The organism is Acinetobacter sp. UBA6526, from assembly GCF_002434875.1.
Taxonomy (GTDB): Bacteria; Pseudomonadota; Gammaproteobacteria; order Pseudomonadales; family Moraxellaceae; genus Acinetobacter; species Acinetobacter venetianus.
Genome location: NZ_DJLC01000141.1, coordinates 1 through 3,149, shown reverse-complemented (window position 1 = coordinate 3,149; position 3,149 = coordinate 1). Strand labels below are relative to the sequence as shown.

Sequence of the window (3,149 nt, the reverse complement as noted above, 5' to 3'; positions counted from 1 at the left end):
GCTTTCTCAATACGCTGGCTATGATGGTGTCGAAATCATGGGTTCAGAGGGTTATCTAATTAATGAATTTATTGCTGCGCGTACCAACCATCGTGATGATGAATGGGGTGGTAGCTATGAAAACCGTATTCGTTTTCCGATTGAAATTGTAAAGCGTACACGCGCATTAGTTGGTGAGAACTTCATTATTATTTATCGTCTATCCATGCTTGACTTGGTTGAAGGCGGTTCAAGTTTAGAAGAAGTCATTCAACTCGCTAAAGAAATCGAAAAAGCAGGTGCTACGATCATTAACACAGGGATTGGCTGGCATGAAGCACGTATCCCAACGATTGCGACTAAAGTCCCTCGTGCAGCATTTACTTGGGTGACTGAGAAGCTAAAAGGAACGGTTTCGATTCCACTGATTACTTCTAACCGCATTAATACACCTGAAATGGCTGAACATGTATTGGCATCGGGCCATGCGGATATGATTTCAATGGCACGCCCAATGTTAGCAGATGCTGAATTTGTATTAAAAGCCAGTGAAGGTCGTAGTGATGAAATCAATACATGTATTGGTTGTAACCAAGCATGTTTAGATCATATTTTTTCTATGAAAATTGCAACTTGTTTAGTGAATCCGCGCGCATGTTATGAAACTGAACTTATTTTTAAAGAAGCAAACACAGCAAAAAATATTGCGGTGATTGGTGCGGGGCCAGCTGGTTTGAGCTTTGCAACCTATGCTGCAAGTCGTGGTCATAAAGTAAAAGTATTTGATTCGAGCAATCAAATTGGTGGCCAATTTAATATTGCGAAAACGATTCCTGGTAAAGAAGAATTCTATGAGACTTTACGCTACTTCAAACGTCAAATTGAATTGCAACCAAATATTGAGCTCGTACTGAATCACACAGCAACTTATGAAGAGTTGAGTCAAGCAAACTATGATGACATCGTTGTTGCGACAGGTGTTACGCCTCGCCAATTACAGTTTGAAGGCATTGATCATCCAAAAGTATTGAGCTATATCCAAGTTTTAAGAGAACGTATGCCTGTAGGTAAGCGTGTCGCAATTATTGGTGCGGGTGGAATTGGTTTTGATACAGCAGAATATTTAACACATGAAGGCGATAGTGGTAGCTTGAATCCACAAAAATTCTATGATGAATGGGGTATTGATACATCATATGAAAATGTGGGTGGTTTAAAACCAGCTGAGCTTGAAAAATCTGAGCGAGAAATTTACCTTTTACAGCGCAAGACGGCCGCAGTTGGCGCAGGTTTGGGCAAAACAACTGGCTGGATTCATCGCACTGGCTTAAAACATCGTGATGTGAAAATGATTGCAGGTGCTAGCTATGACAAAGTTGATGATCAAGGTTTGCATATTACGGTTGACGGCCAAACACACATACTCGAAGTAGATAATGTCGTAATTTGTGCAGGACAAGAATCATATACAGCAATGTACGACCAACTTAAAGCAGATGGAAAGAATGTACATCTTATCGGTGGTGCGAAAGAAGCGGGTGAGCTAGATGCAAAACGTGCGATTCGCCAAGGCGCTGAATTAGCAGCAGTCTTATAATTCAATTTAGGGCATTCTTCCAAAGAGGAATGCCCTTAAATATATAAATCACAGCATAATTTAAAAAGGAATATAACAATGACACTCGCAACAACGAAACATTCTTTAGAACAATGGCATGAGATGATTAATACTCGTGATTTGACAAGCTTAAATGATTTATTAGCAGAAGATGTCGTGTTCCGTTCACCAGTCGCATATAAGCCTTATGAAGGGAAGCATGTTGTTTTCTTTATTCTCACAAATGTGATTCAGGTGTTTCAGGATTTTACCTATCACCGTGAGTTCTATACTGAAGATGGTGAAAATGTGGTGCTTGAGTTTAGTGCCAATGTCAGTGGTAAGTCATTAAAGGGGATCGATATGATCAAATTTAATGAACAAGGTAAAATTATTGATTTTGAAGTGATGATTCGTCCAATGAGTGGATTGGCTGCTCTTGCAGAGCAAATGGGCGCTCGATTTGCTCAATATCAAGCGGATGCATAAAAACACCAAATAGCCTAAGTAAATTGAGGTTTGAAGATGTGGTTAAAAATTACGACATTTGCGTTACTTCCTATTGTTGCTATACAAGGAATCAAAGTCCGTAAAAATACGCCACGTCTTCCAGAAGCAAGTGGTGAAAGAGATGGAGTAATCGGCAGTGGAAAACCGCTTTCATTGCTAATACTTGGTGATTCTGCCGCAGCAGGTGTTGGGGTAGAAACGCAACAAGATGCTTTATCCGGTGCGATCATTACAGAACTTGGCAATGAATTTACTTTGACGTGGAAGTTACAAGCGCAAACAGGCAATACGACACAACAAGTGATTCAGGCAGCTAAACAAATAAGTGATCAGCAGTACGATATTGTCATTACATCAACAGGAGTGAATGATGTTACGAAATTCACTTCAGCGAGATCATGGTTAAAACAACAAAAACAATTGTTTGCAGATATACAAAACCGCTTTAAACCCAAATTAATCATTGTGTCTGGTGTGCCACCAATGCAACATTTTCCTGCTTTGCCTTATCCTTTGGCATGGTTGTTTGGAAAATATGCAGCGCAAATGAACCAAGTATTACAACAATGGTTAATGCCGCAGGATAAATTTAAATTTATCAAATATGATATAAAAGAGTTTCAGGCATTAAATTTGCCTATGGCAAGTGATGGTTTTCATCCGAGTAAAGAAATTTACGCAATTTGGGGGCAAAAAGTCGCATTTTTAGTGCGAGAAACATTTACTTATCGTTAAAGGTAGTGAGCGGATATGGGTATTTCAGCTTTAAATAAAATTAAAGTATTAGGTTCAGAATTATTTGATGCAGTTGTTGGTGCTGAACAACCCAAAATGTATTATGACCCAAAAGGAAAAATTAAAAATACACTCGAAAAGCTACCCCAATTACGAGAAAAATATCGCCCAACGCCGTGGTTGAGTAATACCCATCTTCATTTACTTTATTTTGATGTGATTCGAAAGAAAACTATAAAGCTTGAATATGATCGTGTTGATCAATTAACGATGCAGGATGGAGGTATCACGGCGATTGCTTGGTATGGATATGATTTACCAGCAGAGA

Annotated in this window: 3 protein-coding genes and 1 pseudogene; all 4 read left to right on the top strand. The window is 39.1% G+C overall.

Features of this window, described 5'->3' with window-relative positions; translation table 11 throughout:
* A partial coding sequence (locus B4237_RS09345; RefSeq protein ID WP_286942835.1) for an FAD-dependent oxidoreductase occupies window positions 1–1,576 on the top strand: 1,576 nt, incomplete at its 5' end.
* A 78-nt stretch (window positions 1,577–1,654) separates the two neighbouring features.
* A complete protein-coding gene (locus B4237_RS09340) occupies window positions 1,655–2,065 on the top strand; it encodes a nuclear transport factor 2 family protein (protein WP_278595183.1) in 411 nt (136 codons plus the stop codon).
* A 36-nt stretch (window positions 2,066–2,101) separates the two neighbouring features.
* Window positions 2,102–2,821: an SGNH/GDSL hydrolase family protein gene (locus tag B4237_RS09335; RefSeq protein WP_278595184.1), complete on the top strand. Its 720-nt coding sequence runs from the start codon at window positions 2,102–2,104 to the stop codon at window positions 2,819–2,821.
* A gap of 15 nt (window positions 2,822–2,836) precedes the next feature.
* Window positions 2,837–3,149, top strand: a pseudogene (locus B4237_RS09330) (alpha/beta hydrolase); the annotation flags it as partial.